At 73.8% G+C, this 26,452-nt stretch carries 27 protein-coding genes and 1 pseudogene; 11 read left to right on the top strand and 17 right to left on the bottom strand.

Annotation, left to right across the window (positions count from 1 at the left end; translation table 11 throughout):
* The first annotated feature begins 6 nt into the window (after positions 1-6).
* Together IE185_RS09685 and IE185_RS09680 are read left to right on the top strand one after the other, a co-directional pair.
* The gene (locus tag IE185_RS09685) at positions 7-162 is read left to right on the top strand and encodes a DUF6131 family protein (protein WP_167518857.1); all 156 of its coding nucleotides are present in this window, start codon (positions 7-9) and stop codon (positions 160-162) included.
* A gap of 100 nt (positions 163-262) precedes the next feature.
* Positions 263-1,117: a YhjD/YihY/BrkB family envelope integrity protein gene (locus IE185_RS09680; protein ID WP_138893800.1), complete on the top strand. Its 855-nt coding sequence runs from the start codon at positions 263-265 to the stop codon at positions 1,115-1,117.
* Between the two features lie 45 nt (positions 1,118-1,162).
* Here the strand turns inward: IE185_RS09680 and IE185_RS09675 are convergent, their stop codons facing one another.
* Complete coding sequence (locus tag IE185_RS09675; RefSeq protein ID WP_138893801.1) at positions 1,163-2,008, bottom strand: isocitrate lyase/PEP mutase family protein; 846 nt, start codon at positions 2,006-2,008, stop codon at positions 1,163-1,165.
* A 144-nt stretch (positions 2,009-2,152) separates the two neighbouring features.
* A complete protein-coding gene (locus IE185_RS09670; protein WP_138893802.1) occupies positions 2,153-2,770 on the bottom strand; it encodes a hypothetical protein in 618 nt (205 codons plus the stop codon).
* A gap of 179 nt (positions 2,771-2,949) precedes the next feature.
* Between IE185_RS09670 and IE185_RS33040 the strand changes: the two are divergent.
* Together IE185_RS33040 and IE185_RS09665 are read left to right on the top strand one after the other, a co-directional pair.
* Positions 2,950-3,096: pseudogene (locus IE185_RS33040) on the top strand (helix-turn-helix domain-containing protein); the annotation flags it as partial.
* 157 nt (positions 3,097-3,253) lie between these two features.
* On the top strand, positions 3,254-4,201 hold the full coding sequence (locus IE185_RS09665; RefSeq protein ID WP_229843420.1) for a hypothetical protein: 948 nt from the start codon (positions 3,254-3,256) through the stop codon (positions 4,199-4,201).
* 4 nt (positions 4,202-4,205) lie between these two features.
* On the opposite strand, the gene IE185_RS09660 is transcribed toward IE185_RS09665, so the two are convergent.
* Together IE185_RS09660 and IE185_RS09655 are read right to left on the bottom strand one after the other, a co-directional pair.
* Complete coding sequence (locus IE185_RS09660) at positions 4,206-5,387, bottom strand: serine hydrolase domain-containing protein (protein WP_138893804.1); 1,182 nt, start codon at positions 5,385-5,387, stop codon at positions 4,206-4,208.
* Positions 5,388-5,525: 138 nt separating this feature from the next.
* Positions 5,526-6,428, bottom strand: a complete 903-nt coding sequence (locus IE185_RS09655; protein ID WP_138893842.1) for a LysR family transcriptional regulator ArgP — start codon at positions 6,426-6,428, stop codon at positions 5,526-5,528.
* A 69-nt stretch (positions 6,429-6,497) separates the two neighbouring features.
* On the opposite strand from IE185_RS09655, the gene IE185_RS09650 reads away from it, so the two are divergent.
* Both IE185_RS09650 and IE185_RS09645 read left to right on the top strand, forming a co-directional pair.
* On the top strand, positions 6,498-7,121 hold the full coding sequence (locus tag IE185_RS09650; RefSeq protein ID WP_138893805.1) for a LysE/ArgO family amino acid transporter: 624 nt from the start codon (positions 6,498-6,500) through the stop codon (positions 7,119-7,121).
* A gap of 92 nt (positions 7,122-7,213) precedes the next feature.
* On the top strand, positions 7,214-8,110 hold the full coding sequence (locus tag IE185_RS09645; RefSeq protein ID WP_138893806.1) for a PAS domain-containing protein: 897 nt from the start codon (positions 7,214-7,216) through the stop codon (positions 8,108-8,110).
* On the opposite strand, the gene IE185_RS09640 is transcribed toward IE185_RS09645, so the two are convergent.
* From IE185_RS09640 to IE185_RS09610, 7 genes are all read right to left on the bottom strand, one after another.
* Positions 8,086-8,487, bottom strand: coding sequence for an SDR family oxidoreductase (locus tag IE185_RS09640; protein WP_138893807.1), 402 nt, complete (start codon positions 8,485-8,487; stop codon positions 8,086-8,088). The two genes, IE185_RS09645 and IE185_RS09640, sit on opposite strands and share 25 nt — an antisense overlap.
* 174 nt (positions 8,488-8,661) lie before the next feature.
* Positions 8,662-10,359, bottom strand: coding sequence for a lysyl oxidase family protein (locus IE185_RS09635; RefSeq protein ID WP_138893808.1), 1,698 nt, complete (start codon positions 10,357-10,359; stop codon positions 8,662-8,664).
* A gap of 254 nt (positions 10,360-10,613) precedes the next feature.
* Positions 10,614-11,531, bottom strand: coding sequence for a helix-turn-helix domain-containing protein (locus IE185_RS09630; RefSeq protein ID WP_138893809.1), 918 nt, complete (start codon positions 11,529-11,531; stop codon positions 10,614-10,616).
* A 60-nt stretch (positions 11,532-11,591) separates the two neighbouring features.
* Entirely contained in the window at positions 11,592-12,332 is a 741-nt protein-coding gene (locus tag IE185_RS09625; RefSeq protein ID WP_138893810.1) for a carbonic anhydrase, read from the bottom strand.
* A 147-nt stretch (positions 12,333-12,479) separates the two neighbouring features.
* Positions 12,480-12,779, bottom strand: coding sequence for a hypothetical protein (locus IE185_RS09620; protein ID WP_138893811.1), 300 nt, complete (start codon positions 12,777-12,779; stop codon positions 12,480-12,482).
* A gap of 161 nt (positions 12,780-12,940) precedes the next feature.
* On the bottom strand, positions 12,941-13,198 hold the full coding sequence (locus IE185_RS09615) for a hypothetical protein (protein WP_138893812.1): 258 nt from the start codon (positions 13,196-13,198) through the stop codon (positions 12,941-12,943).
* Positions 13,199-13,371: 173 nt separating this feature from the next.
* Positions 13,372-14,364 carry an aldo/keto reductase gene (locus IE185_RS09610; RefSeq protein WP_138893813.1) on the bottom strand — a complete coding sequence of 331 codons (993 nt, stop codon included), beginning with the start codon at positions 14,362-14,364 and terminating at the stop codon, positions 13,372-13,374.
* A gap of 136 nt (positions 14,365-14,500) precedes the next feature.
* Here IE185_RS09610 and IE185_RS09605 point away from each other — a divergent pair, with 136 nt between their 5' ends.
* Entirely contained in the window at positions 14,501-15,388 is an 888-nt protein-coding gene (locus IE185_RS09605) for a LysR family transcriptional regulator (RefSeq protein ID WP_138893814.1), read from the top strand.
* Positions 15,389-15,446: 58 nt separating this feature from the next.
* Here IE185_RS09605 and IE185_RS09600 read toward each other — a convergent pair whose 3' ends face one another.
* The 3 genes from IE185_RS09600 to IE185_RS09590 form a co-directional block, all read right to left on the bottom strand.
* The gene (locus tag IE185_RS09600; protein WP_138893815.1) at positions 15,447-15,812 is read right to left on the bottom strand and encodes a hypothetical protein; all 366 of its coding nucleotides are present in this window, start codon (positions 15,810-15,812) and stop codon (positions 15,447-15,449) included.
* Positions 15,813-15,922: 110 nt separating this feature from the next.
* The gene (locus tag IE185_RS09595; RefSeq protein WP_189714992.1) at positions 15,923-16,813 is read right to left on the bottom strand and encodes a D-alanyl-D-alanine carboxypeptidase family protein; all 891 of its coding nucleotides are present in this window, start codon (positions 16,811-16,813) and stop codon (positions 15,923-15,925) included.
* A gap of 140 nt (positions 16,814-16,953) precedes the next feature.
* Positions 16,954-18,504 (bottom strand): glycosyltransferase family protein, encoded by a 1,551-nt coding sequence (locus IE185_RS09590; protein ID WP_229843419.1) that lies wholly within the window; start codon positions 18,502-18,504, stop codon positions 16,954-16,956.
* A gap of 199 nt (positions 18,505-18,703) precedes the next feature.
* Between IE185_RS09590 and IE185_RS09585 the strand changes: the two genes are divergently transcribed.
* Positions 18,704-19,549 carry a class I SAM-dependent methyltransferase gene (locus IE185_RS09585; RefSeq protein WP_138893816.1) on the top strand — a complete coding sequence of 282 codons (846 nt, stop codon included), beginning with the start codon at positions 18,704-18,706 and terminating at the stop codon, positions 19,547-19,549.
* A 16-nt stretch (positions 19,550-19,565) separates the two neighbouring features.
* Here the strand turns inward: IE185_RS09585 and IE185_RS09580 are convergent, their stop codons facing one another.
* A complete protein-coding gene (locus IE185_RS09580; RefSeq protein ID WP_138893817.1) occupies positions 19,566-20,171 on the bottom strand; it encodes a TetR/AcrR family transcriptional regulator in 606 nt (201 codons plus the stop codon).
* A gap of 109 nt (positions 20,172-20,280) precedes the next feature.
* Between IE185_RS09580 and IE185_RS09575 the strand changes: the two genes are divergently transcribed.
* The gene (locus tag IE185_RS09575) at positions 20,281-21,435 is read left to right on the top strand and encodes an agmatine deiminase family protein (RefSeq protein ID WP_138893818.1); all 1,155 of its coding nucleotides are present in this window, start codon (positions 20,281-20,283) and stop codon (positions 21,433-21,435) included.
* Between the two features lie 47 nt (positions 21,436-21,482).
* On the opposite strand, the gene IE185_RS09570 is transcribed toward IE185_RS09575, so the two are convergent.
* Both IE185_RS09570 and IE185_RS09565 read right to left on the bottom strand, forming a co-directional pair.
* Positions 21,483-22,334 (bottom strand): GNAT family N-acetyltransferase, encoded by an 852-nt coding sequence (locus IE185_RS09570; RefSeq protein ID WP_138893819.1) that lies wholly within the window; start codon positions 22,332-22,334, stop codon positions 21,483-21,485.
* Positions 22,335-22,599: 265 nt separating this feature from the next.
* Entirely contained in the window at positions 22,600-23,100 is a 501-nt protein-coding gene (locus tag IE185_RS09565) for a hypothetical protein (protein ID WP_229843418.1), read from the bottom strand.
* A 247-nt stretch (positions 23,101-23,347) separates the two neighbouring features.
* On the opposite strand from IE185_RS09565, the gene IE185_RS09560 reads away from it, so the two are divergent.
* A complete protein-coding gene (locus IE185_RS09560; RefSeq protein WP_138893821.1) occupies positions 23,348-24,655 on the top strand; it encodes a phytase in 1,308 nt (435 codons plus the stop codon).
* Between the two features lie 143 nt (positions 24,656-24,798).
* Entirely contained in the window at positions 24,799-26,445 is a 1,647-nt protein-coding gene (locus IE185_RS09555; protein ID WP_138893822.1) for a sigma-70 family RNA polymerase sigma factor, read from the top strand.
* The last annotated feature ends 7 nt before the right edge of the window (positions 26,446-26,452 follow it).

Genomic DNA, 26,452 nt, shown 5'->3' with positions numbered 1-26,452 from the left:
GACTCCATGATCGTCCTCGGAATCATCCTGCTCATCATCGGTTTCGTGGCCGGCATCTCCATCCTGTGGACCATTGGGATCGTCTTGGTCGCCATTGGCGCCGTCCTCTGGATCCTGGGATCGGTGGGGCGCGCGGTGGGTGGACGCAAGCATTACTGGTGAGAGCACCACCCGGACGGGTGCGCCGGGCGCCTGACGCCCGGCGCACCCGTTCGGCCCCACGCCGGAGGGGACAGGAGCGCTTGCGGGTACTCGACGGGACATGCCCCTGAAATCCGGTGCGCCGCACGAAGGCCGCCCACAGCACGGACACCGGCTGCACCGGCTGCGGAGCTCGGTCGTCGTACTGACCTGGGAACGCGGTCGCGCGATCGAGCTGATGCACCGCGCCATGGGCTTCGCGGCGCTCAGCTTCCTCACCCTGGTGCCGCTGCTCGTCGTCGTCGCCGCGGCCGACCTCGCGAGCGGACAGGGCTTCGCCCGGTGGCTGGTCGCGGGGCTCGGGGTCTCCGAGGTGTCGCAGGCCGAGGTCGAGGAGCTGTTCGGCCGGCCGGGCCAGGCACTGCAGCGGACCACCGCGTTCGGTCTCGCCGCGCTCGCCACGTTCGGTGTGACCTTCGGATCCGCCGTGCAGACCGGCTACGAACGCGTGTGGGACCTGCCGACCGCGCGCTGGCACACGATGTGGCGGCACGTCGTGTGGCTCGCCGTGCTGATCGCCGCCCTCCTCCTCTTCGTCAAGACGCCCACCCCCGCGGAGTCCCCGGCGATCGTGACGATGCTCGTCGCCGCCGGTGACGTCATCGGCTTGTTCTTCTTCTTCTGGTGGTCGCAGCGCGTGCTGCTCTGCGGCCGGATCCGCTGGCGCGCGCTGGCGCCCGGGGCCGCCCTGACGGCCGTCGGCCTGCTCGGGCTGCGGATCTTCTCGCAGTTCGTCTTCTCGCCGCTGATCGCGTCGAACGCGGTGACGTACGGGCCGTTCGGCACCGTACTGGTCCTGCAGTCCTGGCTGGTGGGCGTGGGGTTCGTGGTGTACGGCGGCGCGCTGGTCGGACGGCTCGTCCACGAGGGGCAGGTGCGGCGCAGGCTGGATTCCGTCGCGGGGGAGCCGGGTTGACCGTACGCGCCCGGCCGCGACGGGCCGCCGCCGGTGCCCCGTGGTTCAGCGCGTGCTGTGGCGGCGCAGGTTGTCCACGAGCAGGGCGGTCGATTCGGCGACACCGGCGCCGCCCGTGGCGCCGGTGTCCGGCAGGAGCCCGTCCGAGGTCTTGAGCCGGGTCAGGGCGTCCTCCACCGCCCGGTGCGCGGCGAACAGGCAGGGCGTGCTGTAGACGGCCACGTCGACGCCGAGCGCGGCGAGTTCGGTCAGCGACAGCCGAGGTGACTTGCCGCCGGCGATCTGGTTGAACAGCAGCGGCTTGGTTCCGACGGCCTCCCGGATCCGTCGGATCGCCCCGACGTCGCGCACCCCGTCGACGAGCACCACGTCGGCGTCGGTAGCCGCCAGGGCCTTCGCGCGGATCATGATGTCCTCGTCGTCGGTGGCATCGGTCCGGGCGACGACCAGCAGGTCGGTGCGGCTCGCGAGCACCCGGTCGAGCTTCACGAGGTAGTCCTCCAGCGGCAGGACCTGTTTCCCGTCGGCGTGGCCGCAGCGGCGCGGCCGCTGCTGGTCCTCCAGGACCACTCCCGAGATGCCCGACCGCTCCAGGCGCCGCACCACGTGGCAGGCCAGCTCCGTGTCCACGTAGCCGTCGTCGATGTCCACGAGCAGGTGGTGCCGGGGAAACGCGCCGCGCAGGCGCTCCGCGAAGGCCACCATGTCCGGCCAGGCGATGAACCCGATGTCGGGAAGCCCGTAGTACGAGGCGGCGAAGCCGAAGCCGGACACGAACAGACCGTTGTAGTGCCCGGCGGCGAGCGACGCGGAGTACATGTCGTACACGCCGATGAGCGGGGTGGTCCCGGCGGAGGCGATCTCGTCGCGCAGGGCGTTGCCGTACAGCATGGGGTGGACTCCTGGCAGTGGGGCGGAGGCTGATCACGCGGGCTGATCAACGCGGACCGCCCCCGCCGGTTGCGCGGGATCACCCCAAAGGTCGCGTTCGCCGGGGCGGCGCGCCGCTCCCTCCGGCGCGCCGCCCCGGGCGGGTCAGCGGTGGAGCTTGTTCACCGCGGTGCGGGTGGTGGTCCTGAAGCCCTGCACCGGGGCGTCCGGCAGGTCGCCGAGCCGGCCCCACTGGACGTAGGTGACGGTGCGTCCGTCGCGGCCGGCCGAGAACAGGTGGATGTCGGTGCTGCCGACCTCCTGGTCCCGGGTGTCCAGGCTGTAGACGTACGCCCCCTCCTCGACGGCCAGCCTGCCGTGGTAGGCGCTGCTCGCCTCCGTGCCGGGGTACCGCCGCTCGACGCGCTCGGCGCAGGCGGCGAACCCCCGGCGCAGCTTGGTGACGAGTTCGGCGGCCCGGGAGGCGGTGGGGGCGACCGTGTTGATCTGCAGACCGCCGGTGTCCAGCTCGGTGCGGAACACGCGGTGGCTGGTGCCCTTGGCCGGCAGGGCGCCCGGTGCGCAGAACGCGCTCCCTTCCGGCAGGCCCTTGGTGACCTTCCCCGCCGACCACGGGGTGGACGACGCCGGCATCTGCCGGGCGTCGAGGAACGCCGGGGCGGCGGGCGCGGAGGCCGCGCCAGCCGGAGCGAGCGGGGCGGCGGCCAGCACCAGGGCGGCGGCGGTGCAGGAGGCGGCGAGTGCGGTGCGCAGAGCAGGCATGGACGGAACATCCCCCGTTGCGGTGGTTGACGAAGACACCGATCAGCTTGGGCGGGTGACGCCCCGCGGCACAAGCAGGACGCGGCGGTGCGGGACGGTGGAACCATTCCACCCCCGCTGACGTGGGGACTTGCGGGTGGGTGGTACGCCGCCCGGGACGGGTGGAGGGGCGGGAACGGATGAGTGCGTCGAGGGAAGCCGAAGTCGAGCGGTTCGCCGGGCGGTTGCGCGCGCTCAAGGACGGCTCCGGCCGCAGCTACGGCGCTCTGGCCCGCCGCCTGGGCGTCAGCGCCTCGACCCTGCACCGCTACTGCTCGGGGGAGGCCGTACCGGCCCACTTCGCGCCGGTCGAGCGCCTGGCTCGGCTGTGCGGTGCGGCCCCGGAGGGCGTACTCCCCGACGCCGCTCACCGCCCCGACGCCGCTCACCTCTCCCGGGCCGGCCGCCACCGTCCCGGCGCCGCGCCCGCCTCGCCCGCGCCGGGTGGTGCTCGCGGCGGCCGCCGTCGCCGTGCTGGCCGCCGGGGTGGCCGCGCTGGCCTTCGCCGGGCCGGGGACGCCGACGGCACGGAGCGCGGAGGGCCGGGGCCCCACCGCCTCGGCGGGCAGGTCCGACGGAGCCGACGCGACCCGGGGAGCCGGCGAGGACCGTACGCGGCAGTCGCCGGCCGGCGCCCCGGGCGCGCGCCCGGGCACGTCCGGCCCCTCCGCCTCCCGTACGCCCTCAGCGACCGCGGAGCCGAAGAGGAGCGGCACGCCCACCACCCGCGCCCCGCGCCCGGCCCGGAGGCCGGGCGGCGCGCCCGCCGGTGTCCCGTTCGGCTGGACCGTCGATTCCGACGTCTGGCAGAGCGGATGCGACCACGGCTATCTCGTCGCCCGCGGCCCGGACCGCGTCCCTCCGCCGCCGGTCGAACAGGACGCCGGGCCCTGGGCCCGCTCCCTCGACGCGCTGCACGCCGGGGACACCAACGTGCGCGTCACGCTCCGGGGCACGTCCGAGCGGGCGGTCGTACTGGAAGCGCTGCGGGTGCGCGTCACCCAACGCGACGCGCCCGCCCGGGGAAACGTCTACGGGATGAGCGACGGGTGCGGAGGCGCGCTCAGTCCGCGCCACATCGCCGTCGACCTCGACGCCCCGCGTCCCGTCGCCCGCTCCGTCGCCGGCTTCGACGGCGTGGCGGAAACCCCGATCCCGGCGGTCGCGTTCCCGTACACCGTGTCGGTCACGGACCCGGAGGTCCTGCTGGTGAACGCGAGGACAGCCGGCTGCGACTGCCGCTGGTACCTGGAGCTGGTGTGGAGCAGCGGTGCGCGCTCCGGCACGGTCCGCATCAGTGACAATGGGCGCCCCTTCCGCACCAGCGGAGCCAAGGGAATGCCGCGCTACGCGTACTCGGCCACCGAGCACCGCTGGATCACGAGCCGCTGAGCGCTCAGCGCTTGAGCAGGTCGCAGACGAAGTCCTCCTGTACGTCGCGCACCCGTTCCAGGAGTTCCGGCTTGTTCTCCTTGTTCACCTGAGCCGTGAGGGAGAAGGTGAGCGAACGGCTGCCGTCCGCCGTGGCGGCGGCGAGCTGGGTGTAGCCGGGGAAGTTGCCGGTGTGCCCGTACACGACGCCGCAGCGGGTGGTGTAGCGGAAGAGGGCCAGCCCGGCGGCGTTGCGGCCCGGTCCCGCCGGTTCCGAACCGCCGGCGACCCACTTCAGCTGCTGCCGGCGGGTCTCCTTGGAGATCAGGCGGCCGCCCGCGTACGCGCGGATGAACGACGTCAGGTCCTTCGGGGTGGAGACGATCCCACCGGACGCCCACACACCCGACGCGCTCAGTACGGTGCTGACGTCCTCCGGGGGCTCCTGCGGAGCGACCTCGTAGCCGTGCAGATAGGGCTCCGGCAACCGGAAGCCCTGCGGGAGGCTGGTGTCGCGCAGATTCAGCGGACGGTAGACGGTCGTCCGCAGCAGCTCCTCGTACGGCCGGCCCGTCACCGCCTCCGCCATGAGAGCCACCGCGATGTTGTCGGAGTTCGAGTAGCGGTAGCGCGAGCCGGGACGGAAGGCGAGCGGTTCGCCCGCGACGAAGTCGAGCAGCCGGCGAGAGTCGAACCGGCGGCGCGGGTCCTCGGACAGCAGGCGCACGAACTGCGGAGCGGTGGTGTAGTCCGGCAGTCCGCTGGTGTGCTGGAGCAGCTGGCGCAGCGTCACCCGCCGCCAGGCGGCGGGCAGCGCGGGCAGCCGCTTGCCGATGGTGTCGTCGAGCCGGAGCTTCCCCCGGTCGACGAGCTGGAGCGCGACGGCCCCGGTGAACGCCTTGGCCGTACTGGCGATCCGCATGTGATCGGTGGGCTGCGGCGACCGGTCGGTCCCGAGCTCGGCGACCCCCGCGCGCACGACCCGCACGTCGTCACCGCGCCGCAGCACGGCGATGGCCCCGGGCGGCCCGCCCTCCGCGCGCACCAGCCCCCACAGCCGCTGCCGCAGTTCCCGCTCGCCGGGGCTCGGTTCCTTCGCCTGTGCGGGCGCCGACACCAGGCCGGCGACACACGCGCCGGCCACGAGCGCGACGGTGGACAGCCGGAGCCGGCGGGAGCGGGACGGTGCGGGACGTGTGGGCAGCATGGCGGGTTCCTCCTGGTGACGTGGGCCGGGGCCCCGTCGGTGCCGGGCGCCCATGACTCAGCATCAGGTCACGGCCGGAAGTCCGCCCGCGCGGTCGTCCATCCGGTACGTGCCCGGGGGGCCGCCGGGGCCCGGCGCTCAGGCCGGGGCCAGAAGTGCCTCGGCGGCCGTGGCGGCGACCGCCTCCGCCAGGGCCGACAGCGCGGGCGAGTCCAGCTTCCACTGCTGCCAGAACAGCGGTACGTCCACGGGCCGGCCGGGCGCGAGCAGGGTGAAGGCGCCGGCCCGCAGCAGCGGTTCGGCCTGCGGTTCCGGCACCAGGCCCCACCCGAGGCCGGCGGCCACCGCGTCGCAGAACCCCTCCGAGGTCGGCACGTAGTGACGTACAGGGCCCGCGCCCGACCCGCCGTGGGTGAGCGACCGTACGAAGGCGTCCTGGTGGTCGTCCCTGCGGTCGAAGATGATCACCGGGGCGGCCCGCAGATCCCTCTCCAGGGGGCCGCTCAGGTGGCGGGCGGCGAAGGCGGCGGTGGCCACCGGCAGGTACCGGGCCAGACCCAGACGGCGTACGGTGCAGCCGGCGACCGGATCGGGCGACGACGTGACGGCCGCCATCACCTGGCCCTCGCGCAGCAGCGCCGTGGTGTGGGCCTCGTCCTCGCGGCGCAGTTCGAAGCAGACCGGCGGGTCCTGCGGCACCCGGGTCAGCGCCGGCAGGAACCAGGTGGCGAGCGAGTCCGCGTTGACGGCGATGGGCAGCCGGGCCGGCCCCCGCCCGTCGGCGATGCCCAGCTCGGCCCGGGCGTCCAGTTCCAGCCGGGCGAGCTGGCGCGCGAAGCGCACCACCACCTGCCCGGACTCGGTGGGGCGCACCGGCTTCGTACGCGTCAGCAGCACCCGGCCGGTGCGCTGCTCCAGCGCCTTGATGCGCTGGCTGACGGCCGACGGCGTCACGTGCAGGGCGGCCGCGGCGGCGTCGAACGTGCCCTCGTCCACCGCCGCGAGCAGGGTCCGTACCTGGTCAAGAGGAAGCTCGTCCATCACGAACGCTAAGGGTACGTTAGAACCTTTAGCTGTACTGAAGACTTGTTGATCCATAACGTCAGGGGCATGAACCACGGAATCATCACGGCGGCCCTCGTCGGCTTCGGCACCGGACTCTCCCTCATCGTCGCCATCGGCGCGCAGAACGCGTTCGTCCTGCGCCAGGGGGTCCGGCGGCACGCCGTCCTCGCGGTGGTCGCCATCTGCGCCGTGTCCGACGCCGTCCTCATCGCGCTCGGCGTCTCGGGCGTGGGAGCCGTGGTCACCGCGTGGCCCGCCGCCCTGACCGTGGTCGGTCTGGCCGGCGGCGGGTTCCTCATCTGTTACGGCGTCCTCGCCGCCCGGCGCGTACTGCGGCCCGAGCCCGGCGCGGCCCTCAGCGCGCAGGGCGCCACCACCGGGTCCGCCCGCAAGGCGGTGCTGACCTGCCTCGCCATGACCTGGCTCAACCCGCACGTCTACCTGGACACCGTCCTGCTGATCGGCTCCGTCGCCGCCGACCACGGCTCCCAGCGCTGGGCCTTCGGAACCGGCGCCGTGCTCGCCAGCCTGACCTGGTTCGTCACCCTCGGGTACGGCGCCCGCCTGCTCAGCGGTCTGCTGGCCCGGCCGGCCGCCTGGCGGGTCCTCGACGGCCTGGTCGCCGCCACCATGGTCACTATGGGCGGGATGCTGCTGGCCGGGATCTAGCGCCCCGCGCCGCGGGTGCGCGCCCGCCTGTCCCGGGCGTAACGTCCAGAGATGATGTGTCTGGTGATGCGTCGGACGAGAAGCCGTTAGCCATGGTCCCGCCGACGGAGGAGTCCGGGCAGCCGGAGGTACTGGACCGGCTGCTGTCCCGCGTGCTGCGCGAGTCCGACGCCTACGGCGGCGGGATCTACGTACTGACGGCGGGCGGCCAGGTGCTGTCCGCCATGGTGCTCGCCGGTGTGCCGTCCACCCTCGCGATGCCGTGGGCCAGGGTGGGCATCTCGGCCTCGGGGCCCCTGGCGGAGGCGGTGCGCGAAGGACGCCTGGTGTGGGTCGGAGCCGAGGGGGAGCTCGCCCGCCGCTATCCCCGGATCGGTCTCGCGCTGCCGTACTCGTTCGCGCTCGCGGCGGCTCCGGTGGTCAGCGCGCAGCGGACCTGGGGCGGGCTGCTGCTGTGGCCGGGCTCCCATCCGCTGGTGATCGAGCCGCAGTGGCAACGGGCGATCGAGAAGGCCTCCGGATACGTCGGCGCGGCCCTGCGCCGGGCGGAGGAGAGCGGCCGTCCGATCGTGGCCACCCCCGAACCGCGCATCATGCCGGTGCCGCGACGGCGTATGGTCACGCAGGCCGAGTCGCTGGCGGCGGTCGACTTCACCGAGAGGCTCCCCGAGGGCTGCTGCGCGCTCGATCTCGACGGACGGATCACTTTCATCACCCCCAACGGGGCGGACCTGGTCGGCAGCAGCGTCCCGGCGCTGCTGGGGACCAGGCCCTGGGAGGCGCTGCCCTGGCTGGACGACCCCGTGTTCGAGGACCGCTACCGGTCGGCCGTGATGAGCCGCCACGCTCACGCGGCGCGCGTCGCGCCGGTCGGCCGACCGCACGGACGACACGGCGCTGTTCCTGCTGCGCCTCGCGCCGTAGGGGTCACGCCGGGGAGGCCGGCGGGCCGCGCCCGGTCGGGTCACGGGAGGATCGAGTCGACGTAACCGCCGTCGACCCGCAGCGCGCCGCCCGTGGTGGCCGAGGCGAAGGACGAGCTGAGGTAGACGACCATGTGGGCGATCTCCTCCGGCTCGATCAGGCGCTGGAGGAGCGACTGCGGGCGGTGCTCGCGCGCCTCGGGCAGCGCGCCGAGCACCTGCCGGGCGCCGCCGTCGTCGGCGATGTCACCCGGCGCGGCCAGGAACGAGCCCTCGGGGGACTCGCCGCGCAACCGGTCCAGCGCCGCGTCGACGGACTCCCGGGTACGACCGTTGACCGCGACCCGCGCCCCCGCACGGGCGAGTCCCGTGGCGATGGCGGCGCCGATTCCCTGCGTCGACCCCGTGACGAGGGCCGTCTTCCCGGTGAGATCGATCAGCACAGCGAGCCCCTGTTCGGCGGTGATGTCGCGGCGTACGGACCGGATCGTAGAGGACGATCACGCCCGCGTCGCCGACCGAGGGCCTTGGCGGGCCGGTCCGCACAGCACTGTGCCCCGGGAACCCGTCCCGGGGCACAGCGAGCGGCAGCGGATGCCGTGATCACACGAGGGGCGTCAGTTGGCGTCGACCAGGTCGTGCGCCGGCACGCTCACCGTACGGGCGCCGGCCCGGCCGCCGAGCACGACCTTCCGCAGGGCGCTGTTGTTCGTCAGGCTGGTCTCCTTGAGGCGCTTCTCGGGGTTGGCCAGCACCTGGATGTAGTACGTGCCGTTCGGCAGGTTGCTGATGTCGAACGACTGCCCGGGAAGGTCCTGGGTGTACGTGTCGCCGGAGCCGACGTCGAGCACCTCGCGGACGGAGATCGAGTTCTCCTGGCCGCACGCGGTGGACAGGTCGGTGTTGTCGGGGTGCCAGTTGGCGTTCTCCACCGTGTAGTCGACCGCGTCCGTGTTGGCCAGGCAGAAGGCCTCCTTGCCGCTGCGGACCGTCTCCTTCTTGTCGGCCTTCAGCAGCCGGTAGCTGGCGAAGTCCGTGAAGTGCCAGTGCTCGTGGCCCGCGCGCGGGTCCCACTCCATGGTGCCCGTCGGGGTGTACCCGACCTGCTTGCCGTCGGCGTCGTAGAAGTACTGGTAGGCGTCCATCAGCTTCTTGCCGGGGGAGCGGAAGCCGTCGACCACCAGCTGCGCGGGTCCCGCGTTCCACACGTTGGCGCTGAAGGCCAGGTAGTCCTTGCCCCGCGTGCTGCCCTGCCCCTTGGTGGCCTGGATGCCGTAGGCCGGGAGGGAACGCAGGTCCGGCTTCGGCACGTCCGGGACGTTCGGCGCGCCGGTCGGCCGCTTCGCGGCGGGATCCACGGCGGGAGCCTTGCGCGAACCGTCGGTCTGCCCGGGCTCGTCACCGGCCGCACCCGCCTTCAGCGCGGCCCTCTTGAGCGCCCACGGGAGGGCGGGCGGTGCGGGCGTGTGCGGCCCGTGACCCACGTTGTACGAGGGGCCGGCCCCGCTCGTCGGCGCGGCCGGCGCGGGTGCGCGCATCGCGCCGTGACCGGCGTGCCCGGCCGCGTGCGACCCGTGCTTCATGGCGCTCGCCGCGCCCGCGCCCATGTCGTCGTAACTGCGCTCGCGGATGGTCACCTTGATGGTCTGCGGCTTGTTCTCGATGCCGAACGCCAGGCGGTAGCGCTTGGCGACGGACACCTTGGCGGTGTACTTGCCGGCCGGCACGCGGACCGGCTCGGAGTAGTAGCCCGCGTAGGTGTTGGACGCCCAGCCGTCCTCCACGCCCCACACCGACCCGAGCGTGAACGGGTTGACGGGGCAGCTCTCCGGGTACTTCGACTTCGCCGGTGCGTCGGGACGTATCCGGCCGGAGGCGTTGTTCGGACAGAACGACTCCGTCTTGTCCATCACCTTCCTGCCGTTCGCGTCGGTGAGGGTGACGTGGGCGAAGCCCGGCAGCCCCGAGAAGTCCTTCACCAAGCCCGCGGGAAGGGTCTTGCTCCGCGTCTGTGCGCCCTCGCGGATGACCTGCGTGGCCACGACCGGGTCCTTGTAGGACTTGCGGGACACCCTGAGTTCGAGCGGCCCGTTCTCGGCCGTGACGTACGTACCGAGGTCCAGGTAGACACCCGGGTTCTCCTTGTACGAGTCGAGCGTCACCGACTTCGAGGCGGCGATCAGGCTGAGCTTCGGCGTGCTCTCGGCGGCCTTCTCGTCCTCGGGTGCGGCCGCCACGGCGCCGGCGGTCACGGTGATCGCCGCCGCGGCGGCGATCAGTGAACGCCATGGGCGGGCTTGGTGGAATCTGGTCATCGTCCCTCGTTTTCCGCGTGCGTGCTGCGAACTGGCTCCGGTCGGTGAGAGTCGGTGGAGGGCCGCACGGGTTGTCTCGGGACGCGTGAGACTCACATCGTTGTCCGAAAACAGCCCTTGGGCGCCCAGTTCCAGCCGTTGCAGGTCGCTCTCGCCGCTCGGTGCGCCAGTTGTGGTACAGCGAAGATACGGGGCGGCCGACTGCCGTGACCGACCGCCCTCGGTGGACGCGTGAGGGCCCCCCGGACGCCCGATCAGAGGTCCGTACGGGAGACTTCGGCGTACAGCGCGGTACGGAGCCAGTCGTCGGCGGCGCCGGGGGTCGGTTCCGGCGAGCCGGAGACTTCGGCCGTGAGCTGCCAGTAACGGTCGATGCGGGCCTCGGCGGCGAGCTGCCGGGCGAGGCCGCGACGGAACGCCGGGGTGTCCCGCGCACCGCTCGACCGGGCGTAGGAGGCCACGAAGCAGTCGAGCGCCTCGCCCTCCCGCGCCGGGCGCCGTGCCCGCACGTGCGGCGCCGCCAGCGCGTACGCCTCCCGGAGGCCGTCGTAGAGCACGGCGGGGCGCGAGCCCGGGCCGGACCGGTGCGCCGCCGGCTGGCAGTGGCCGGCGCCGGGATGGACGCCGGAGGCGAAGGCGTGCAGCCGCGCGAAGGCGAGCACCTGGGCCGGGGCCGGGTCGGCCGGCGGCTGCGGAACGGCCTGTTCGAGGATGGCGGAGACCAGGCGCGCCGGGAGGCGCGGCGGCAGCCAGCGCCGCCAGAAGCGCACGAGGGCGGCCGTGCTGGGCGGCGAGGCCATGGAGCCGACGAGACGCAGCCGGTCGGCGCGTTCCTCGGCGGCGCAGTCCCGCAGCAGCTGGAGCGCGGCTTCCCGCCAGCGCAGCGCGGTCAACTGCGAGCCGACTTCGCTGAGCCGGCCCGCGATGACGTCCTCCAGCGCGCCCTCCTGGCCGAGGATCCGGCCCACGTCCGTGACCGGCACGTCGAGGGAGCGCAGGGAGCGGATCAGGTGCAGCCGGTCGAGGGCTTCGGGGCCGTAACGGCGGTGCCCCCCGGAGCTGCGGGCGGTTTCGGGCAGCAGACCGCGATCGGAGTAGAAGCGGACCGTCTTGACGGTGACGCCCGCACGCTCGGCCAGCTCGCCGATGCTCAACACGCTGTCGGGGGACACGGCTCGAACCTCCCTGCGGGGAAGCTCTCACCGTACCGGTGAGCGCGCGGGCGACCGCTGTCAGGTGAGGACGTGGACGCGCTGTGTGGTCAGTTCGTACCGCGCCCCGGCGATGGCGAGCCTGCCGGTGGCGACCCGCTCCGCCAGGTCGCGGTCGGCCGCGAGCCGCGAGCGGACCATGCCTACGTGGCGGGTGATGGTGGAGTCGATACGGGCGGCGCCGTGCTGCCCGTGGTCTATGGCCGGACGTATCTGATCGGCCAAGTACTGGATGTGCGCGGGTAGTTCCTCTCCCGTCTCGTCCGCGTGCACGGCGGCGGACACGGCGCCGCACGACTGGTGGCCGAGCACCAGGATCAGCGGTATGTCCAGTTCCAGAGCGCCGTACGCGATGCTGCCCAGGACGGCCTCGTCGAGGACCTCGCCCGCCGAGCGCACCGTCATGAGGTCGCCGAGCCCCTGGTCGAAGACGAGTTCCGGCGGCACACGGCTGTCGACGCACCCCAGGACCACGGCGAACGGGCTCTGACCCGACGCGAGCGACCGGCGCACGGCGGGCGTCTCGTGCGGATGCCGCTGCTGGAACGTCCGCCACCGGCGGTTGCCGGCGGCCAGCGCGCGCAGCACCTCGTCGGGGGTGCGCGGCGTGCTCGTCGTCCTGGCCGGGGACGCGTCGGCGGCGGACGCGGCGCCTGCCCCAAGTCCCGTGCCGACGAGGGCGGTTGCGGCTACCGCGGCTCGCAGGAATGAGCGGCGCACGGTGCTCACCGGCGCGGAGGGTGCGTGTCGATTGAAGGTCACGAGGGGGAACGTAACGGTCAACCTCTGGCCCGAGGTTCACGCTTGTGATCTGTTGGCGCGGTCTTGAACATTCCATGGCCGAGGCGCGCCGATCCGCCGCAGGTTACGGCGCCTCGCGGACGCATCGGCCGCGCCGCCCCGGACGCGTCAGCGGCGCACGCCCCGGCGACGGCGGTGGTCCCTGATGACAGCGGCGTCGGCGAGCGCCAGCAGGGCCAGCACGGCGAACAGCAGCGCGATGGCTCCCAGCGCCCACGGGCTCGGTGCGAAGCCTGCCTGGGAGCCCCACGCCCATACGCCGAACAGCACGGCGAGGGCCAGGTACAGCGGCATGTGGACCGACGCCAGCAGATGCCTCAGCCGGTACGCGCGGCGCCGGGCCTGCGGCGAGGGAGGGGCGGCCCCGGGACGCTGCCGTTCGTCCTGGCCCCGTGTGTTCTCGCGCATCGGCTGCTCCCGTGCCGCAGGACCCCTGCACCCAGGGTAGTCCCGTCCCCGCGACCGCCGGGCCGCGCCGGCGGGTGCGAGCGGCGCAGCGCAGGCAGGCGACCGGTGGCGCCGTCGGTCGCGGCTCCCCCCGGAGGGGCGCGGCCGCCGAGGCCACGCTCCTACTCCACCTTCCGCCGGTCCAGGCCGAGGGCCGACGCGGTGTTCCTGGACGTCTTCTCGTCGATGATCGGCCCCGGGCCCAGCACCGCCGACGTCTGCCGGTCCGCCCAGAACCCGAGGTCGAGCGAGGCCTTGGTGAGCGCCTCCGAAGCCCCCAGAGCGGCCTGCTCGGGGCCCGCGGCCTGGGCCGACGAGGCGGCGCTGCCGAATACCAGGAGATTGAGTGCCGCGGCCGCGGCGGCTGACCGGAGTTTCATGTGCCCACCTCTGTTGCAGGAACGTTCCCGACGGTCAACGAACGCACCCGGTGAGCGTTACGAAGCCGCGCCGACCGGGTCACGGGGCCCGCCGGGCGCACGAGCAGGCGTACGGCCCCGGCGCCCGGGAGCGGCTGAGGGAGCTGACCCGCGCCCTCGTCGCCCGCGACGGCTCAGTCCTCGGCGAGAATCGCCTCGATCCGCAGCAGCTCGTCGTCGCCGAACTTCAGCCGGCCGGCGGCCTCGACGCTGTCGCGCAGCTGCCGGGCGCTGCTCGCCCCGACGATCGCGGACGCCACCGTCTCGTCGCGCAGCGTCCAGGCGAGCGCGAGCTGGGCCAGCGACTGGCCCCGCTCTGCCGCGAGTTCGTTCAGCGACCTCAGGCGCGACACCAGCGGAGCGGTCACCGCGTCCGCCGTCAGGAACGGGCTCGTACCGGCGGCGCGGGAGCCTTCGGGGACCCCTTCCAGGTAGCGGTCGGTGAGCAGGCCCTGGGCGAGGGGCGAGTAGGCGACGGCGCCGGCCCCCACCTCCCGCAGCGCGTCGAGCACGCCGTCCTCGGGAGCGCGGTCCAGCATCGAGTAGCGGGGCTGGTGGATCAGCAGGGGCGTGCCGAGCTGCCGCAGGATCGTCGCGGCCGCACGGGTCTGCTCGGCCGGGTAGTTGGAGACGCCCGCGTACAGCGCCTTGCCCTGCTGGACGGCGGAGTGCAGTGCGCCCATGGTCTCTTCGAGCGGGGTGTCGGGGTCGTACCGGTGCGAGTAGAAGATGTCGACGTGGTCGAGACCCGTCCGGCGCAGGCTCTGGTCGAGGGACGCGAGCAGGTACTTGCGCGATCCCCACTCGCCGTACGGGCCGGGCCACATCAGGTACCCGGCCTTCGTGGAGACGACGACCTCGTCCCGGTGGCGCGCGAAGTCCTCCGCGAAGAGCCGGCCGAAGACGCGCTCGGCCTCACCGGGCGGCGGCCCGTAGTTGTTGGCGAGGTCGAAGTGGGTGACTCCGAGGTCGAAGGCGCACCGCAGGATCTCGCGCTGGGTGTCCAGGGTGCGGTCGCTGCCGAAGTTGTGCCACAGGCCGAGCGACAGCGCCGGCAGCTTCAGGCCGCTGCGGCCGACCCGGCGGTACGGCATGGCGTCGTAGCGGCCGGAGTGTGCGGAGTACACGAAGGGTCTCCTCTGAGGAGTGCGGTTTCGGCGGGGGAACGCCGCGCGGCGCGCGTGCGCCCTCCCAGCCTGCCGGGCCCCCGCCATCCCGTCCAACAGAAGAATCCGAACACTTTGAGAAGCTACTCTTCTGAATATGGAGCTGAGACACCTGGAGCACTTCGTCACCGTGGCCGAGGAGTGCCACTTCACCCGGGCCGCGCAACGGCTCATGGTGTCGCAGTCCGGCCTTTCGGCGTCCGTGCGGGAGCTGGAGCGGGAGCTCGGCACCGCGCTGTTCGCCCGCACCACCCGCTCGGTCGGCCTGACGGACGCGGGGCGCGCCCTGCTGTCCGAGGCGCGCCGCACCCTCGCGGCGGCCCGCGCCGCCAGGGACGCGGTGGCCGCGGTCCAGGGCCTGCTGCGCGGCACGCTCACCGTCGGCACCGAGCAGTGCATCGCGGGGGTGCACGTCCCGGGGCTCCTCGCGCGCTTCCACCAGCGGCATCCGCAGGTCGAGATCCGGCTGCGGCAGGCGGGCTCGGCGCAGCTCATCGAGGAGGTCGGCAGCGGGCGGCTCGACCTGGCCTTCGCCATCGACTGCGGGGACACGCCCCGGAACGTACGGACCCTGCCGCTCACGGACGAGCCGATGCTGCTGCTCTGCCACCCGGAGCACGTGCTGGGCGGGGCCGAGGAGGTCTCCTGGCACGAGCTGCGCGACGAGCCCTTCATCGACTTCCACTCCGACTGGGGACCGCGCAGGGTCGGTGACGCGGCGTTCGCCGCCGCCGGGGTCGGGCGGCAGGTGTCGCTGGAGGTCAACGACGTCCACAGCCTGCTGGAACTGGTCCGGGAGTCGCTGGGCGTCGCGCTCGTCCCCCAGCACTTCACCCGCAAGCCGGAGGCGGCGGGACTGCGGGCCGTTCCGCTGGCCGGCGCGCGACGGCTGACGTACAGCAGCGTGACCGCGCTCCCGCACGATGAGGCCACGAGCCCGGCGGCCCGCGGCCTCGTCGCCCTGCTGGAATCCACGGCTCCGTAAAGGGCGCGGGCGCACCGCGCCCGCCGGCATTCCCGCCGTACACGCGCCCCCGGACCGGTCACAGGCGCCGCAGCAACCTCCGCAGGCGCCGCAGCGGACGTGGTGCGCGGGCCGGCGGCGGTGGGCCCGCCGAGCGGGGGGCGCCCGGCTGCCACAGGGGTACCTGCGGCATGAGGATCCGGGAGCCGGAGACCTCCATCGCGCAGAACAGCTCGCCGCCCATGTCCTCCAGGAAGATGCGGAAGGGCCGCGGCGGGTCCTCCGGCAGCTCGGCGCTCAGGATCATGACGCTCTTGACGCGGCCCCGTTGGTACGCGACGACCTTGCCGTCCACCAGGAGCTCGATGCCCTCGTGGGGCCGCCCGACCTGGACGGTGATCGAATGCCCGTCCCGATCGAGGTGAAAGCGGTGACCGCCGGCCATGCGAACCTCCCCGGGCGGAGCAGGACGTCCTGCTCCCAGGGTACGCAGCCGGGCGCGGAACCGGGACGTCGGAAGCGGCGGGGGCGCAGCTGCCGCCCCCGCCGCCCCGGCTACTTCTTGAAGCCGTGGTCCAGTGTCTTCCTCGCGTCCGCCGCGCGGTTGGCCTGGGAGGTGGAGGCGAGGACCGTGCCGATGACCGTCCTGCCGCCCCGGGTGGCGGCGTACACCAAGCAGTACTTGGCCTCGGGGCCCGAGCCGGTCTTGATGCCGATGGTGCCCGCGTAGGTGCCGAGGAGGGGGTTGGTGTTGGTCCACGCCATGTAGCGGTAGCCGTTGTTGCGGGTGGTGACCTTCTGCTTGGTCGACCGCGTCTTCACCACCGTGCGGAACAGCGGGTACCTCATCGCGTCGGAGGCGAGCTTCGTGAGGTCGCGCGGCGTCGAGTAGTTCGCCTTGTTCCCGATGCCGTCGAACGAATCGAAGTGCGTGTTGCGCAGCCCCAGGGTCCGGGCGGTCGCGTTCATCCGGCCGATGAACGACTGCACCCGTTTCGCTCGCGTGGGGCCGCTGCCGAACTTGTCGGCCAAGGCGTACGCCGCGTCGCAGCCCGACGGGAGCATGAGGCCGTACAGCAGCTGACGGACGGTGACCTTGTCGCCGACGATCAGCCGGGCCGAGGAGGCGGTCTTCGCGACGATGTAGTCGCTGTACGCCTTCTGGACCGTGACCTTGGCATCCAGGTTGAGGTTCCGCTGCGCGAGGACCACCCGGGCCGTCATGATCTTCGCGGTGGACCCGGTCGGAAGGCGCTTGTCGGCGGACTTGGCGAAGAGCGTCCTGCCCGTGCCGTTGTTCATCACGAAGCCGCCCTTCGCGGCGATCGTCGGAGGCCCGGGCGTGTCGGCCTGCGCCGCGGCGGAGAGCGGCCCGGCCGTCAGGACGGCTCCGGCGGTGACCGCCACTCCCGCGACGCGCAGAACGGCCCCGATGTCGGTTTTCAATGGATACTCCAAACGCCCCAGGGGGCGGCCAGGTGAGGAATCCGGTCGCTCGTACAACGGCCGGCACCGGGCAATGGATGTGTCCTGAGTCCTGGCCCGCCCGGAAGCGGGGGGACGGACGCCGCCGAGGCCGGCAGCGCTCAGCGCGTGGCACCGGCCGGGCGCCACCCCGGGGCCGGCGGCGTCGCGCCCGCCACGTACGCGCGAAAGCCGGTCCGCCGCCCCAGGTCGGGGAGCGGGTGGACGCGCCAGTCGCGGGCGTACGCCGGGGGCCGGGCCCCGGCGGAGACCAGGACCGCGACGGGCCGGCGCAGCGCCGTGGCGGCCAGGGCGCGCGGGGTGGTGCTCCCGTCGTGACCGCCGGGCTGGCGGGAGGCGCACCCCGTCCGGAACGCGACCCGGACCGCCTCCTCGCCGCTGACCACGCACGGCGGACGCACCCCCAGAGCCCGCAGCTCCGCGGCGATCCGGGTGAGGTCGCGGGTGTCGCGGCGTACCCGGTCCGCCACCGAGTCGACCACCGCGTACTGGACCGCCAGATGGGCGGCGACGGCCACGGCGACGACCCCGGCCGCGGTACGCCGCCACCGCGCCCGGGGCCTGCAGGCGTCGGCCAGGCACTGCGCCACGGGCAGGGCCAGCAGGGCGTACGCCGGGAGCAGGAAGCGCGGAGCCGCGTACCCGACGGTGAACAGGTAAGGCGCGGCGAGGGCCGCGCCCACCCCCGTGGCCAGCACGATCGGCACCCGCCGCCCGGCGCGCCCGGCGGCCCGCACACCGCCGGCCACCAGGAGCGGCAGCGCGAAGAACCAGAGCGCGGACGGAGGGTGGCGCCAGGGCACGTCGCAGGGCCGGCACAGCGCCCGGCCGCCCAGGGCCCGCACATGGTCGTCGACGGCGAAGTACCAGCCGAGGTGCCCCTGGATCTCACTGGCCCGCCGCAGCCGGGCGCCGAGACCGCCGTAGTGGACGTACGCCTCCACCACCCACTCGGCGCAGCCGAGCGCCACGCCCGCGGCCGCCACCACGACCGGCAAGACCCTGCGCCGCGCACGCGGCAGCACCAGGGCGGCCACGGCGAGGGCCAGCACCAGCCACACCGCGTCGGTCGGCCGCATCAGCGCGGCGAACGCCACCCCGGCGCCCGTGCCGAGCAGCGCCCGGCGGTCGCCGGGGTCGCGGGCCGCCCGCAGGAAGCACCCCGTGGCGGCGAGGGCCCCGTAAGCGACCCAGAGGTTCGGCATCGCCTGCGCGGCGTAGAACATCGTGACCCACAGGCTCGCGAACAGCGCCCCCGCCACCGCGAGCACCGGAGCGGGCAGCAGCCGTCGCCACACCCACAGCGCCAGGAACAGGCCGCCGCCGGCCAGTACGGCCAGGTACAGGCGCAGCGCCGCGACCGAGGTGGTCACCGCCGCGACCGGCGCGACGAGGTAGGTGATGCCCCGGGCCCGGGGCGCGCTGAAGAACGCCGCCGGTGCCTGCGGGCTCACCTGGCTGACGTACACGGTCTCGTCCCAGCCGAGTCCCAGCCCGGGGGCGACCAGGGCGAGGTGGACGAGGGCGAAGGCGGTGGCGACGGCGGCGAGCAGGGGGAGCGGCCGCGCGGACGCGCCGTCCGGGGAGCGGCGCTCGTGCGTTTCGACCGGCACACGGACCGGCGTGCCGGTGACGAAGCGTCTCTCGTACATGACCTGGCCTCGCTCGGGGGTACGGCGGCTGACGGTTCCCCGGCCCCGTCTCCCTCACGCTGCGGGCGGTCGCACCCGGGCCACCACGCGGGGGAGGCACTCGGCGCAGCGGTTCTCCCGAACGAGTGAGGCGGCGCGGTCCGGCGGCCGTGGTTAGCATCCGACAGGGGGCAGGCCCATCGATGGCACGGAGGCCGTCATGCAGCAGACACCCGCTTCACGTCTGTCGGCGAACCGCTCACGTCTCGCCCACCAGGTGCGGTACGCCCTGAGGCACCCGGAGCGCGTCGTTCCCCATCTGCGCCGGGCGGGGCGGGACGGCTGGCTGCGGCTGCGGCATCGGGGGAGCCATGTGGCGTACTACCGGGCGGTGATGGCGTCCGACACGGCGCGCAGCCCGGAGGCGGCCGTCGGCGGCGGTCCCTCGCGCGACCGCTGGCTGGCCATCGGGCAGATGCAGTACGACTACCTGGTGGGGCACGGACTGAAGCCGCGGGACCGGATGCTGGAGATCGGCTGCGGCAACCTGCGCGCCGGATGGCGGTTCATCGAGTACCTGGAGCCCGGCCACTACTACGGGATCGACATCTCGCCCGACATCCTCATGGAGGCCAAGAAGACCCTGGTCGCCTACGGGCTCCAGGCGAAGCTGCCGTACCTGACGCCGGTCGCGGACCTGAAGCTGGACTTCCTGCCCGACGGCTGGTTCACGGTGGTGCACGCCCACAGCGTCTTCTCGCACTCCCCGCCGCAGGTCATCGACGAATGCCTGGCGCACGTCGGCCGCGTGCTGGCGCCCGGCGGCTTCTTCGACTTCACCTTCGACCGTACGGAGGGAGCCGAACACCAGGTGCTGCGCGAGGACTTCTACTACCGCACCGGGACGCTGGTCCGGCTGGCGGCGAAACACGGCCTCGACGCCCGCTTCATGGACGACTGGGAGCGGCTGCCGCACGGCCAGTCCAAGATCCGGGTCACGCACCCGGCGGCCGGGCCGGCTCCCGGTGCGGCCGCCGTGGACGACGTACCGCTGGCGGAGACCTGAGCGCGGGGGTCGTGTCCTAGCCGTCGGCGGTGGCCGGATCCGGTCGTACCGGCGGGCGGAGCTCGGCGGCGAAGGCGCCCCGCAGCAGTGCGCGGGCGCGTTCCAGGGAGAGCGAGCCGCTGAGCCAGCGTTCGCTGAGGCCCTCCACGAGGGTCGTCAGGCGCTCGGCCGCGTCGGCGGCGCTCACCTCGCGGTCTACGGTGCCGGCCTCCTGCGCCCGGCCGATGAGCTCGGCGGCGTACGCGTTCCACTCCTGCGTCGAGTCCCGGATCTGCTCGCGCAGTTCGGACTCGAAGACGGCGGTGGCCCGCAGCTCGCCCCAGGCGATGCTGTTCTCCACCACGGCGGGAACTTCCTGCAGTTCGAGCAGCAGCATCTGCTTCAGACGCGCGCGCGGATCGCGGTCCACGGACGCGGAGGGCTCGGTGTAGCGCTCGGCGCGCCCGCTGATGAACTCCAGCGTGCGGCGCATCAGCCCGGCGCGGTCGCCGAAGTGGTAGTAGATGAGCGCGGTCGAGACCTCGGCCTCCGCCGCCAGTTCTTCCACGCGCAGGCCACGCACGCCGCGCCGGGCGATGACGCGGGTGGCGGCCTGAAGGATCAAGGTTCGGCGGTCTGGCACAGTCCCTCACCGTACCGGCAGGGGAGTGCTAGCCTGACCGTCCTGACTGAAATTTCAGTCAGGAATCGCCCCGGCGACGAACCGGGAATACCTCTTGGGGTGGGAGACCATGGTGACGGAGCGCTCGCGAAGGGCCCTGCTCAGGTCCGGTACGGCCGCCGCACTCGCGGGAGCCGGCTTCCTGACACCGGCCTGCGCGCCGCCGCCGGGCCACGGTCCGGACGGGCGGCGCACCGCACCGGCCCCCGGTCCGGCGGGGCACCGGATGCCGGCCGAGTGGCGGCGCCACGCGCGCACGTACATGGCGTGGCCGCCGTCGGACTCGCCGTGGCGGGACGACGTCCCGGCCGTCCGGCGGGACGTCGCCCGGATCGCACGGGCCGTGGCGGAGTACGAGCCGGTCACCCTGCTCGCGGCCCCCGGCGACGTGGCGCGGGCCGCGCGGGCCTGCGGGGCGTCCGTCGAAGTCGTGCCCGTCGCGGTGGACGACCTGTGGATGCGCGACACCGGCCCGACCTTCGTCACCGGGAAGGACGGAGCCCTCGCCGGGGTGGACTTCCACTTCAACGGCTGGGGCGGCAAGCAGGAGCACCGGCGCGACGGCCGGGTGGCGCGGCGCCTCCTCGCCCGGGAGCACGTCACCCGCACCGACGCGCCGATCACCGCGGAAGGCGGCTCGCTGGAAACCGACGGGGCGGGCACGCTGCTCGTCACCGAGAGCTCGCTGGTCAACCCCAACCGCAACCCCGGCCGTTCCCGCGCCGACGTCGAGGCCGCGCTGCGGGAACTGCTCGGCGTCGACAAGGTCATCTGGCTCAAGGGGGTACGCGGAGAGGACATCACCGACTGCCACGTCGACGCGCTGGCACGGTTCGCCGCGCCCGGCGTCGTCGTGCTCGGCCGGCCTGCCTCCGGCAGCGGGCCGGACGTGTGGACGCGGGTCCACGCACAGGCGCGCACGGTCCTGGAGTCGGCGACGGACGCGCGCGGCAGGCGTCTGGAGATCGTCGAGCTGCCCGAGCCGGAGCCGGCCGGACTCGGCCGGCGGGGACCGGAGTTCCTGAGCTCATACGTCAACTACTACGTGGTCAACGACGCGGTGATCCTCCCGCGCTTCGGCGACCGCCGGGCGGACGACCGTGCCGCGTCGATCGTCCGCGACCTCCACCCGGGGCGGACCGTCGTCCAGGTGGGCATCGACATGCTCGCCGAGGGCGGCGGCGGCATCCACTGCGCCACCCAGCAGCGACCGGTGGCCGGCTGAACGCCCACCGCACCGCGTGCGCGTCGCGGGGCGCGGCCGGGGCGCCGTTACTGGCCGCGGGCCGGCTGGTCGGCGATCAGCAGGGTGACACCGGCGCGGCGGAAGCCCAGACGGGCGTAGATGCGGGCGACCGCCTCGTCGGCGTAGGCGAGGAAGACGGTGTGCACGCCGTTGTCCCGGGCGTGGGCGGCCGCGGCCGCCATGACGGCGGCGCCGAGACCCTGGCGGCGGGCGGCCGGGAGGGTGCCGATGCCGCCGATCTCGGTGGCGCCGCCCGCCGGGTGGTAGTGGCCGGCGGCGAGCGGGGTGCCGTCCCCGTCGAAGGCGGCGACGAGCGTCTTGTGGCCGGCGTACAGCGAGGGAAGGGCCGTCGCCACCGTGCCGTCCGCCGTGAGCCGCGCGGCGACCGCCGTCAGCTCCGCCCGGCCCGCCGTGCCCGCAGCGGTGCCTTCGGCGGCGAAGGCGAGGTGGGGGATGGCCAGTACGGCGGGCAGGGCCGGGTCGTCGGCGTCGACCACGCGGACCGTGACCCCTTCGGGCAGCGTCGGCGCGGGCAGCGGAAGGTGCGGGTCGAGGACCATCAGCGGGCGCTCCGCCACCGGGAGGCCGGCCGCCTCGATACGGGCCCGCAGCGCCGGGTTGACCTCCGCGAGCCACTCGAAGGACTCGGGCACACCGAGTTCACGCTGGCGGGCCCGCACCCGGGCGATGTCGGCGTCGGTGATGTCCGGGGCGCCGGCCGGCGCGGGGCGGGCGTGCGACGGGCCGCCGTAGTACGGGGCGCCCGGCTTCCTCCGTACGAACAGGCGCAGGGAGCCGAAGTCCTCGGCTTCGGCGAACAGCAGCGGCACGGTGGCGTAGTACCGCTCCACGCGGTCGCGCGGGGACGTCTCGATCATGCGGTACATCCCATCACGGGGGCATCGCAGCGCACCGCGGCGGACCGGCCGGGGGCGGGCGCCGGACGTCCGGCGCCCGCCCCCGGCGGCCGGGATCAGGCAGCGGCGGGTGTGTAGTGCGAGGCGTCGTCGCCCTCCACGGTGCGGCTGAGCGTGCCGTCGACCCCGGCCGGTACGTCTTCCGCCGGCGTCTCACATTCCGAATCTCCTGTCACACCCGCGCAATGGGGCGTTCATCATGACGCCGGAAGGCCGGGTGCCGCCGTCACTTGCTCAGCGTGTTCGCGCCGATGATGAACAGGCCGAACAGCATGTCCACGCAGCCCGACCGGCACGCCGCCGCCCAGCCGCGCCCGGCCACGCGGGTGGCCCACAGCCCCCAGCAGAACAGCGCCAGGGTGTTGATCACCAGCGCCGCAGCCAGGGCGGAACTCTCGCTCCACCACCGCGCCTGCGCGGTGAGCAGCATCAGGACCGTGGGCAGGACGGCGACCATCAGGGGCCACTCCGCCAGGACGGACCGGAGCGTGCTGGTGACCGCCGGGTCGTGGGCCACCCGGTGGGCGAGGGCGTGGGCGTAACCGTGCGACGCGGCGGCGGCCACGGCGGCGACGAGGATCCACGCGGCGTCGTACCCCGGATTGGGCGGGCCGCTGTCGTTCTCCAGGGCGGCGGCCAGCGCACTGGCCAGAACCGTTCCGTACACACCGCCGAACAGCAGCCGCTGCAAGGGCTCCGCACGCCGGGCCGGACGCGGAGGACTCACGGAACTCCCTGACAAGTCGTCATCTCCCCACACAAGGGTCATATCGATCGGCGAGATCTCACATGTACCAGTTCGCGGGCGGTTGTCTTCCGCGACGAGCCGACCGGCCGGACCGCGGGCCCGTGCCGGCGGCGTGACGAGTTCACCGCCCGCACACGCGGGCACCGTGCGCCGTACCGCTCGCGGTCACCCGGTGGTTGGATGCTCACGCCGCGATCGTCATGTACCCGACAGTGAGGAGCTCTTCGTGACCACGAACCGTCCCGCCCGTTCGGCGGCCCTTGCGGTGGGTACGGCGCTGGCGCTGGTCGCCGCGCTCGCGCCCGCCCAGGCCCGCACGCACGCCGCCGAGCCGCTGCCCGCCGTCACTCCGAAGGCCGAGACGCCCACGCTGTACGACGACGAGGCGGGCGGCAGCGCCAACGCGGACGACCCCGCCATCTGGCGCGACGCGGCGGACCCGGACAGCAGCCTGGTGATCGCCACCGCCAAGGAAGGCGGCCTGCGGGTCTACGACCTCGACGCCCGGCAGGTGCAGTCGGTGCCCGCGCCCGCCGCGCCGGGCCCCGACGACGCGCCCGGCCGGTTCAACAACGTCGACCTCGTCCACGGCCTGCGGCTGCCGGCCGGACGCGCCGACCTGGCGGTGGTCAGCGACCGCGGCCACGACCGGCTGCGGGTCTACCGCATCGACCGCCGCCGACCCGGCGGCCCGCTCACCGACGTCACCGACGCCGCCGCCCCCCGCGTCTTCTCGGCCGGCCAGGACGAGGTCAACGACCAGCACACGGCGTACGGCCTGGCGACCTGGACCGACCCGGCGACCGGCCGCTCCTACGCCCTGGCCAGCCGGCGCAACCGCACCGAGGTGGCCCTCCTGGAGCTCCTCGCCACCCCCGGCGGCACGGTCACCTACCGGAAGGTCCGCAGCCTCACCCTGCCGTCCGCCTTCCGCCTCCCCGACGGCACCTCGTGGACGCCGTGCGCCGAACCGGGCGAGCTGCCCCAGGTGGAGGGCATGGTGGTCGACCCGGCCAACGGCATGCTCTACGCGGGCCAGGAGGACGTCGGCGTCTGGCGCGTGCGCGCCGATCTCAGCGGCACGCCGAAGCTCGTCGACAAGGTCCGTGAGTACGGCGTCCCGGGCGTGTACGACGAGGAGACCGAGGAGTGCGCCCCCGGCGCCGACCCCGGCTTCGGCGGCACGCGCCTGGCGGCCGACGTCGAGGGGCTGACCCTGCTCACCGAGCCCGACGGCGACGGGTACGTCCTCGCCTCCAGCCAGGGGGACGACACCTTCGCCCTGTACGACCGGGAGCCCGAGGACGACAACGAGTACGAGGGAGGCTTCCGCGTCACCGCGGGACGCACCGCCGACGGCTCCGAGGAGTGCGACGGCGCGGCCGTGCTCAACGCCCCGCTCGGCAGCAGGTACCCGCGTGGCCTGCTCGTCGTCCAGGACGGCCACGACACCCCGTCGGTCCCCGAGGGGCGCGAGGCGACCGGGTTCAAGTTCGTCGACCTCGGCCGGGTCATGGACCGTATCGACGACTGACCCCCCCCGGGGCACGGGTCGGGCCCGGTAAACCGTCCCGGATCGCGTCTGCTTTTCTGTTATCCGCTGCCCGCAGCCCAGGTCTCCCTGGTGTCGGACAGGACAGACGAGCAACGGGCGCAGCCCGAGGAAGTGAGCCGAGTGTGGGCAGCGAACGCGAAGCCGCGACGGTCCGGGCGGCGCAGGGCGGTGACCAACGGGCCCAGGACGAGCTGGTCACCGCGTACCTGCCCCTCGTCTACAACATCGTGGGCCGGGCGCTGAGCGGGCACGCCGACGTCGACGACGTGGTGCAGGAGACGTTGATCCGCGCGCTGGGCGGCCTGGGGTCCCTGCGTGATCCCGGGAACTTCCGGTCGTGGCTGGTGGCCATCACGATGAACCAGATACGCGACCGCTGGCAGGCCCGGCAGGCGGACCGGACCGGGGGCGAGCTGGACGAGGCCTACGAACTGGCCGATCCCGGCGCTGACTTCGTGGACCTGACGATCGTGCGCCTGGGTCTTTCGGGGCAGCGCCGGGAGGTGGCGGAGGCGACGCGCTGGCTGGACACCGACGACCGGGCCCTGCTGTCGCTGTGGTGGCTGGAGGCGGCGGGCGAGCTGACCAGGGCCGAGGTGGCCGACGCGATGCGACTCTCGCCGCAGCACACGGCGGTGCGGGTCCAGCGGATGAAGGCCCAGTTGGAGACGGCCCGGGTGGTCGTACGGGCCCTGGCGGCGGCGCCCCGCTGCGTCCTGCTGGACGACGCCCTGGCCGCCTGGGACGGGGTGCCGTCCACGCTGTGGCGCAAGCGGCTGGCCCGCCACGCCCGCGACTGCACGATCTGCTCCGGGTACGGCGCGGAACTGGTGCCGGCGGAGAAACTCCTGGTCGGCCTGGCGCTGATTCCGGTGAGCGCCGCGCTGGCCGGAGCGGCCCTCTCGGGCGAGCATCACACCGTCGGCCTCGCCGCCGCGCACGGTGACTCCTCCTCGCAGGGCGCCGCCGCCTCGTTCCCGGGCGACGCTCCCGTCCGGCTCGGGCCCGCCGGACGCCGCCAGGAGCGGCACAGCCGGCGGATGCGGCGCCGGCGCGCTGTCGCGGCGTCGGCGGCGGTGCTGCTGGTGGGCGGAGGGGGATACACCGTCCTCACGCTGCTGGAGCCCGGGGAGGCACGAGAAACGACGCGTTCCCAGGCGGCGGCCGAGGCGGCCCTGCCGCCCGTGGTCGCCCCGACGCCACCGGCCTCGCCGACGTCGGCGCCGCCCAGGACACGCTCCGCCTCCCCCCGCGCCTCGGCCTCGCCGTCCAAGAAGGCGTCCAAGAAGACACCCCGGGCGACCCCGAGCAGGACCGCCGCCAAGCCGTCTCCGCGCCCCGTACCGCCGAAGCCCAGCTCGCCCGCCCGGCCGGTGGCGGCCCCTTCGTCCTTCGCGCAGCAGGTCACCGCTCTGGTCAACACCGAGCGGAGCAAGAACGGCTGCGGCCCGGTCAGCCAGAACAGCCGACTGGACACAGCCGCCCAGCGCCACTCCGCGGACATGGCCGCCCGTGACTTCTTCGACCACACCAACCCCGACGGCGCGGGCCCCGGCGAGCGCGTCACCGACGCCGGTTACGCGTGGAGCACGTACGGCGAGAACATAGCCATGGGGCAGCGGACCCCGGCCCAGGTGATGGAGTCCTGGATGAACAGCTCCGGACACCGCGCCAACATACTCAACTGCTCCTTCAAGGAGATCGGCGTCGGCATGCACGACGCGTCCGGCGGTCCCTGGTGGACGCAGGTCTTCGGCGCATCCCGCTGACGGCGCC

Origin of the sequence: Streptomyces chryseus (assembly GCF_014650755.1) — a bacterium.
Classification (GTDB): Bacteria; Actinomycetota; Actinomycetes; order Streptomycetales; family Streptomycetaceae; genus Streptomyces; species Streptomyces chryseus.
The sequence above is the reverse complement of the archived record's forward strand: the minus strand, read 5'-3'. Positions and strand labels throughout refer to the sequence as shown.

Excerpts from the sequence above, each read along its gene's own strand:
- IE185_RS09685 (WP_167518857.1), top strand. The coding sequence starts at position 7 with ATGATCGTCCTCGGAATCATCCTGCTCATCATCGGTTTCGTGGCCGGC.
- IE185_RS09680 (WP_138893800.1), top strand. The coding sequence starts at position 263 with ATGCCCCTGAAATCCGGTGCGCCGCACGAAGGCCGCCCACAGCACGGA.
- IE185_RS09675 (WP_138893801.1), bottom strand. The coding sequence starts at position 2,008 with ATGCTGTACGGCAACGCCCTGCGCGACGAGATCGCCTCCGCCGGGACC.
- IE185_RS09670 (WP_138893802.1), bottom strand. The coding sequence starts at position 2,770 with ATGCCTGCTCTGCGCACCGCACTCGCCGCCTCCTGCACCGCCGCCGCC.
- IE185_RS09660 (WP_138893804.1), bottom strand. The coding sequence starts at position 5,387 with ATGCTGCCCACACGTCCCGCACCGTCCCGCTCCCGCCGGCTCCGGCTG.
- IE185_RS09655 (WP_138893842.1), bottom strand. The coding sequence starts at position 6,428 with ATGGACGAGCTTCCTCTTGACCAGGTACGGACCCTGCTCGCGGCGGTG.
- IE185_RS09650 (WP_138893805.1), top strand. The coding sequence starts at position 6,498 with ATGAACCACGGAATCATCACGGCGGCCCTCGTCGGCTTCGGCACCGGA.
- IE185_RS09645 (WP_138893806.1), top strand. The coding sequence starts at position 7,214 with ATGGTCCCGCCGACGGAGGAGTCCGGGCAGCCGGAGGTACTGGACCGG.
- IE185_RS09635 (WP_138893808.1), bottom strand. The coding sequence starts at position 10,359 with ATGACCAGATTCCACCAAGCCCGCCCATGGCGTTCACTGATCGCCGCC.
- IE185_RS09620 (WP_138893811.1), bottom strand. The coding sequence starts at position 12,779 with ATGCGCGAGAACACACGGGGCCAGGACGAACGGCAGCGTCCCGGGGCC.
- IE185_RS09615 (WP_138893812.1), bottom strand. The coding sequence starts at position 13,198 with ATGAAACTCCGGTCAGCCGCCGCGGCCGCGGCACTCAATCTCCTGGTA.
- IE185_RS09605 (WP_138893814.1), top strand. The coding sequence starts at position 14,501 with ATGGAGCTGAGACACCTGGAGCACTTCGTCACCGTGGCCGAGGAGTGC.
- IE185_RS09600 (WP_138893815.1), bottom strand. The coding sequence starts at position 15,812 with ATGGCCGGCGGTCACCGCTTTCACCTCGATCGGGACGGGCATTCGATC.
- IE185_RS09590 (WP_229843419.1), bottom strand. The coding sequence starts at position 18,504 with ATGTACGAGAGACGCTTCGTCACCGGCACGCCGGTCCGTGTGCCGGTC.
- IE185_RS09585 (WP_138893816.1), top strand. The coding sequence starts at position 18,704 with ATGCAGCAGACACCCGCTTCACGTCTGTCGGCGAACCGCTCACGTCTC.
- IE185_RS09575 (WP_138893818.1), top strand. The coding sequence starts at position 20,281 with ATGGTGACGGAGCGCTCGCGAAGGGCCCTGCTCAGGTCCGGTACGGCC.
- IE185_RS09570 (WP_138893819.1), bottom strand. The coding sequence starts at position 22,334 with ATGATCGAGACGTCCCCGCGCGACCGCGTGGAGCGGTACTACGCCACC.